Here is a 6,244-nt window from a genome sequence, read left to right on the forward strand (position 1 = left end):
TCCTTATACGATGCGAAACGCATCCACCAATACACAGCGACGCAGGCGGACAAACGTGCGCGCACTGGTCACCCCTTCCCCGGTTGGCGTAGTAATGGTCATGGTGGTCCAGCCTTCACCGCCAAGCCCAAGACCGGCAATGCACGGTCCGTTCTTGACGAAAATGCTGGTGTCGATGGCGTTAGCCATACGGTTCATGTTATCGATGTTGCGTGAGTGCATCGCCGCCGTATGGTGGCAACCACCTTCAAGCGTGACCGCCAGCGCAATGGCTTCGTCAACGTTAGCCACCCGCACCACCGGCAGCACCGGCATCATCAGTTCAGTTACCGCAAACGGATGTGTGGCTGAGGTTTCGACGAACAACAAGCGGGTTTGCTCCGGGACATTCAGGCCGATCGCCGCGGCGATTTTGGCCGCATCGCGCCCGACCCAGTCACGGCTAACCGTGCCTTTACCGCGTTCATCGACGTTTTTCATCAACACCGGCTGCAATTGCTCAGCCTGAGCTGCGGTGAGCTTGACCGCGTGCTGACCTTCCATCAGACGCATCAGCTCGTCGGCAACGCTATCCACGACGATCAGGACTTTTTCATCGGCGCAGATGATGTTGTTATCAAACGACGCACCTTTAACGATGGACTGCGCGGCGCGCGCCAGATCGGCGGTTTCATCCACCACCACCGGTGGGTTACCCGCACCTGCGGCAATCAGACGTTTGTTGGTGTGCTTACGCGCAGATTCCACCACCGCTTCGCCGCCGGTCACCACCAGCAAGCCGATGCCTGGGTACTTGAACAGACGCTGAGCGGTTTCGATATCCGGATTGGCAACGGTCACCAGCAGGTTTGCCGGACCACCCGCAGCGACTACCGCCTGGTTAAGCAGACCGATCGCACGCTGAGAAACGCCTTTTGCAGCAGGATGCGGCGCAAAGACCACGCTGTTACCCGCCGCAATCAGGCTGATGGCGTTATTAATGACGGTCGCGGCCGGGTTGGTGGACGGCGTTACCGATGCCACCACGCCCCACGGCGCATTTTCAATCAGCGTCAGGCCGTTATCGCCGGTCAGTACCTGTGGAGACAGGCATTCCACGCCCGGCGTGCCGCGTGCCTGCGCCACGTTTTTGGCAAATTTATCTTCAACGCGTCCCATGCCGGTTTCACTGACGGCAAATTCCGCTAATTCTCTGGCGTGTTTTTCGCCTGCTTCACGAATGGCGTGAATGGCCAACTGGCGCATAGCGACGCTTTTCAGCTCCTGCTGTGCCAGTTTTGCTGCCGCCACTGCGTCATCCAGGGAGGCAAATACGCCCATTTCTTGAACGGCACTGACGGGTTGGCTGCTGTCTTTCATTTTCAGCAGCACCGCTTTCACGACCTGTTCAATATCCTGTTGATTCATGATTTTCTGCCTTATTTATGGAAGATCACCTGACCACCTGCCACCACTTCATCGACAATGCCAATCACGCACAGATCGACAGGCGATGAGTCACTACTGTGCGCCTGGCGGGCAGAGCTTCCACTGACCAGCAGCACCCACTCTCCGGTTCCCGCCCCGATGCTGTCGGTAGCAACAGCACACTGCCCGTCGGGATTTCCCTGAGCATCAATCATTTCCACCATCAGCAACTTGTCGTGCGCGAGCCCCTGATGGCGTACGGTACAAACAATTTGTCCTGTGACGATTGCCAGTTTCATACCCGCCTCCGTGGCATATTTCAGGTAAAACCTCCCCCTACCCTCCGCAGAAGGTAATGTGAAAAGGAGAGAGGGTGACGCCAGCTTTTTCTTAACAATCCAGTGGCGTCACATGGACGACTTACATATCGTTGCTGTCGCCTTTGAAGCTGATCGGGAATACTTCTTCCAGATCGCCATGCGGACGCGGGATAACGTGTACAGAAACCAGTTCGCCAATACGCTGCGCAGCAGCAGCTCCGGCATCCGTAGCTGCTTTGCAAGCGGCCACATCACCACGAACCATGGCAGTACACAGGCCGCCACCGATCTGCTTCACGCCAACCAGTTTCACGCGTGCCGCTTTAACCATTGCGTCAGAAGCCTCAATCAGTGCAACCAGGCCCCGGGTTTCAATCATTCCTAATGCTTCCATTGTGTTTTCCTCTTAGTAGAAGGGGTCCAGAACGGGACCTAAACAACCAGTGTTTGCGAGGCGCTTTCACGACTCATTTCAGTCTGGCGCGGCACAGCTGCCACCAACGCCAGTTCGATAATTTCCTGCACGCTACAGCCGCGAGAGAGGTCGTGAAGCGGTGCGGCAAGTCCCTGAATTAAGGGGCCGACTGCACGATACCCTCCCAGGCGCTGGGCGATTTTATAACCAATATTGCCTGCCTCCAGCGACGGGAAAACCATCACATTGGCATTGCCCTGTAGCGGACTGGCGGGCGCTTTTTGCGCGGCGACATCCGGTACAAAAGCGGCATCAAACTGCAGTTCACCGTCGACGGTAAGCTGCGGCGCGCGTTCACGAACGATGTCCGTTGCCTGCTGCACGTTAGCGACGTTGGGATGACGGGCACTGCCATTACTTGAAAACGACAGCATGGCCACTCGCGGCTCTTCACCGGTAATCGCCTTCCAGGTTTCCGCGCTGGCGATGGCAATATCCGCCAGCTGTGCGGCGGTCGGCTGCGGCACCACGCTACAGTCGGCAAATCCTAATGACGGTCCGAGATACTGCGGCAGCATCAGGAAAATCGACGACAGCGTTTTGCAACCCGGCTGTAAGCCAATGATGCGCAACCCTGCGCGCAGCACGTTTGCCGTTGACGACAGGTTGCCGGCAATACAGACATCGGCTTTACCGGCACTGACCATCGCGGCGGCAAACATCAGCGGATCGTTGAGTTTTTCCCGCGCATCCGGCGGCGTTTTTTCGCCCGCACGGGCCAGCCATCGCAGGGCAAATTCTTCACGCATTTGCACATTGCTTTGCGGATCGACAACCTGAATACCGTCCATTGCCACGCGGTGACTGAGGGCAAACTGGCGCAATGCAAATGGGCTGGCGACGAGAATAGGGCGAGCCAGACCGTGCTGATGCAGGTAGTTCGCCGCTTTCAGCACTCGGACATCCAGCGCATCCGGGAACACCACCCGAGCAGGTGAACGTTTGGCGAGTTGGCGAGCGCGTTCAATGATCATGACTTCTCCCCTAATCGCTGTTGGATTTGGCTGACGCTCAGTGGATGCTTCGCCACGCTCAAAATCATCATTACGTAAACCGTACTCGAAAGACGGTTTAGCGCCTGCAGGATGTCTGGTCGCAACACATCAAAACCACGGGTGATAAACACCTGCGCCGCCACCGTTTCCGTTTCACGGACTTTGGTGCGCAGCAAATTAAGCAGTGCAGCATCACGACCGTGGCTGGCTTCCGGTACCAGATGGTCGTGGTCCAGGTAGCGCAGCGGTTGATGCGAGAGCCGGTGTAAATCTCCGTCGCTTAAGCCAACAATGGCCTGCGCATCCAGAGGTTCGTCCATGGCGTCGGCGCGCATAATGTTGCCTAAGCGCGAGCGGATATCCGCCAGCCACGGCTGCCACGGTTCGGCCAGCTCAATCTGTAACCACACGGCCAGCGCAATGGTGCTGTCCAGCGCCGCGCGAAATCCCAGGCGCGGGTCACTTTTGGCGACCATTTTGTCCGCTGTCAGATGCGTCAGCGTGTCAGGTTTCTTCGCCACCGGTTGATGACACAGCTCGCAGCTTGCCTGCGGGTGTGCATCGCTGCTGGTTAAACCATGCACCGGCTGCGGTTGCTGCTGCTCGTCGTCGATAAACAGGCTTCCCTGCTCATCGATAAACTTAATGCGCAGTCGACGACTGTCCAGCAACTCCCGGGCAGACGGCGTCAGGCGAGCATCAGCGGGGAGATGAATTTCAGCCCCTTCGCTAAGCGTATGATTCGCTCTGAGCCATGCTTCGGTAATGAAATCCTTCATACATCCGCCTTAGCAGGACTGCCAGTTCGCAGGCCAGGCCACATACAGGAACTTCACCGTCGTCGGCGTACCAAACTCAATGCTGGAACCTTTCGGGATAAACATCACATCCCCGGCCTTCGCAATCATGGTTTCGCCTTCATGACGAACGTGCAGCTCGCCTTCCAGAATCATGTCAATTTCGTCGTAGTTCAGCGTCCATGGGAAAAATGCGTTATCCCACTGCATAAACCCGGCGGCCATGCTGCTCCCGTCCTGGTCAGTAACTAAGTCGGTTAAGCCGACACAGTGCGGCTGGGCGCCATCAAAACGGCCAAACTTGACGCTGCTGCCGTCAATGACTTTGACGCCACCTTTGCCGGTCACCGAGGCAAAGCTGGGCTGCATTCCGCCCTGCTCCAGCGACTGTTTCTCCTTCATCACTTTGTCCATCAGCTGCGCGACCAGGCTTTCGGTAAACTGTCCTTCCGGTAACTGCGCAATGATGGTTTCGCGAATACGCTGGCTTTCCGTTTTGCCGTCATCCGCAGCAGCAGGTGCTGCCGTAGACGTTGATACGGCTGCCGGCGCGGATTCATCGCATTCAGTGATAGTGACGCCCAGCAGCGCCGCAACTTCGCGTGCTTCCGGGGTGATGATACTGGCGCGCAGAACAACCGATACGTCCTGTTCACCGCGTGCGTGGGCCGCACGAATATCGTTAGCTGTGATGAGTTTTTTCACCTGCCCTTTCCTCCTTTTGGCTGAGCTCAGTCAGATAATCCACCAGGTGCTGCACACTGCTTGGGTCATGGCTATTGAGCTCAAAAATCGGCTCCTGAAACCCTATCCCGCGAAGTAATTGTCGCGTTGCGGCGACATTGGCATCCGGCACATCCGTTTTGCTGATAACGGCGATTTGTCGTTTACTGGCGCCGATATCCAACAGCCCGGCAGGTAAGCGACTTTCTAAATCATTTGCCGCGTGTATATAAATCAACGTATCAACATCCTGCAGCGTGGTAATTAAGGCGTGATACCAGCGCGGATGGCTAAAATATTCTCCCGGAGTGTCGATATCGCCGTTTTCATTAAACTCGACAGCCTGTGTTTTTCTGGCGAGGGAATAATTCCCCTGGAGCGCATTAAAGAGCGTGGTTTTTCCCGCCCCCACCGTACCGACAAACGCAATACGTTTCATCGCCGCCTCTGATTAACTTTTTGTCAGGTTGCACAAAGTGAAATTTAATAACCGACCCAGACCGCTCACCGTCTGGAGCAACGCCTCTTCCACTGCACCTACAGAGCCGTAGATCACCAGCGCGCCGCTGAATCTATCGAGAAAGCCGATATGTACATCCGCCGCCTTCATGGCTAAATCACCGGCAATCATCGCCGTTTCACCCGGCGTTAAGGTCATGATGCCGATCGCGCCAGACTCGGGAACGCCGATCTTTTTCGCCAACTCTTCGCCGGGGTGCGCTATCAGATGCGCCAGCGTGACCTGTTTCCCCGGCACAAATTCCTGGATGATGCGTTCTTTTTCCATTGCTCACCGCCTCTGCTAAAACTGACCCCATCGTGGCAATTTTTCGTCAGAGTAAATAACAAAATTCGGCAACCAGGTTTAAAAGGTGAGGGAGATCACTAAGAAAGGGAAAATACAGAGAAGATGAAGATTGCTCGTTTAATTCAGGAATTAAAAACACACTCACTAAATGAAATCATTAACTTTAAGGAAAATTTAATCGAAGTATTTACAATAGTTCGTTTAAAAGGTGGATTCAGCAGTAAGCAACGCAAACTCGTAATGATGCTTTATCACCCAACCTAAACGTTTTCCGAAACTCAGCCAGACGACCCTTTCTGTTCTACCTGTACTGACTTTACTGGCGTATGGTGCCTCCCGGATGATATTTCGCGGAGAGATACTTATGTCACAGCAGGGACTGCGCTTTACGCTGGATGTGGATGGATTAGCGGAGACGGCAACCGCCGTCGTCAGCTTCACCCTCTACCAGAGTCTCTCCACCCCTTTTTTTACTCCGTGTCGATATTGCCAGCGACCAGTCTGACCTCACCGCACCTGATTTTCTTGAAAAGAGCGCCACCCTCACCGTCTGGCAGGGGACAGTTGCGCAGCGCTACCTTCACGGCATCATCACCAGGGTGGAAAGCGGGGAAAACAACCGCTGGCAGATGAATTACACCCTGACCCTTTCTCCCCCGCTCTGGCGGGCAGGCCTGCGCCAGAACTTCCGTATCTTTCAGCAGCAGGATATCCAGGCC

Annotated in this window: 9 protein-coding genes and 1 pseudogene; 2 read left to right on the forward strand and 8 right to left on the reverse strand. The window is 55.5% G+C overall.

The genetic code is table 11. The features are described 5' to 3' along the window. Positions 1 to 3 precede the first annotated feature (3 nt). The 8 genes from FDX22_RS03520 to eutS all read right to left on the reverse strand — a co-directional run bounded on the left by FDX22_RS03520 (position 4) and on the right by eutS (position 5,504). A complete protein-coding gene (locus FDX22_RS03520) occupies positions 4 to 1,407 on the reverse strand; it encodes an aldehyde dehydrogenase family protein (RefSeq protein WP_096756228.1) in 1,404 nt (467 codons plus the stop codon). A gap of 11 nt (positions 1,408 to 1,418) precedes the next feature. Further along, on the reverse strand, positions 1,419 to 1,706 hold the full coding sequence (eutN, locus tag FDX22_RS03525) for an ethanolamine utilization microcompartment protein EutN (protein ID WP_096756227.1): 288 nt from the start codon (positions 1,704 to 1,706) through the stop codon (positions 1,419 to 1,421). A 121-nt stretch (positions 1,707 to 1,827) separates the two neighbouring features. Beyond that, a complete protein-coding gene (gene eutM, locus FDX22_RS03530) occupies positions 1,828 to 2,121 on the reverse strand; it encodes an ethanolamine utilization microcompartment protein EutM (protein ID WP_005121908.1) in 294 nt (97 codons plus the stop codon). A 38-nt stretch (positions 2,122 to 2,159) separates the two neighbouring features. Next, complete coding sequence (gene pta / locus FDX22_RS03535; protein WP_146716708.1) at positions 2,160 to 3,176, reverse strand: phosphate acetyltransferase; 1,017 nt, start codon at positions 3,174 to 3,176, stop codon at positions 2,160 to 2,162. Next, positions 3,173 to 3,976 carry an ethanolamine utilization cob(I)yrinic acid a,c-diamide adenosyltransferase EutT gene (gene eutT, locus FDX22_RS03540; protein WP_137361928.1) on the reverse strand — a complete coding sequence of 268 codons (804 nt, stop codon included), beginning with the start codon at positions 3,974 to 3,976 and terminating at the stop codon, positions 3,173 to 3,175. The genes pta and eutT overlap by 4 nt, the downstream gene beginning before the upstream one ends. Before the next feature lie 9 nt (positions 3,977 to 3,985). Then, a complete protein-coding gene (gene eutQ, locus FDX22_RS03545) occupies positions 3,986 to 4,699 on the reverse strand; it encodes an ethanolamine utilization acetate kinase EutQ (protein WP_137361929.1) in 714 nt (237 codons plus the stop codon). Beyond that, positions 4,677 to 5,156, reverse strand: coding sequence for an ethanolamine utilization acetate kinase EutP (eutP, locus tag FDX22_RS03550; protein WP_096756223.1), 480 nt, complete (start codon positions 5,154 to 5,156; stop codon positions 4,677 to 4,679). Before eutP ends, eutQ begins: the two co-directional genes overlap by 23 nt. Positions 5,157 to 5,168: 12 nt before the next feature. After that, on the reverse strand, positions 5,169 to 5,504 hold the full coding sequence (gene eutS, locus FDX22_RS03555; RefSeq protein WP_096756222.1) for an ethanolamine utilization microcompartment protein EutS: 336 nt from the start codon (positions 5,502 to 5,504) through the stop codon (positions 5,169 to 5,171). A 123-nt stretch (positions 5,505 to 5,627) separates the two neighbouring features. Between eutS and FDX22_RS30815 the strand changes: the two genes are divergently transcribed. Both FDX22_RS30815 and FDX22_RS03560 read left to right on the forward strand, forming a co-directional pair. After that, the gene (locus tag FDX22_RS30815; RefSeq protein WP_186805276.1) at positions 5,628 to 5,789 is read left to right on the forward strand and encodes a hypothetical protein; all 162 of its coding nucleotides are present in this window, start codon (positions 5,628 to 5,630) and stop codon (positions 5,787 to 5,789) included. 100 nt (positions 5,790 to 5,889) lie between these two features. Continuing rightward, positions 5,890 to 6,244: pseudogene (locus FDX22_RS03560) on the forward strand (contractile injection system protein, VgrG/Pvc8 family); the annotation flags it as partial.

Source organism: Citrobacter sp. TBCS-14, assembly GCF_005280805.1.
In the GTDB taxonomy this organism is placed as follows: domain Bacteria; phylum Pseudomonadota; class Gammaproteobacteria; order Enterobacterales; family Enterobacteriaceae; genus Citrobacter; species Citrobacter gillenii.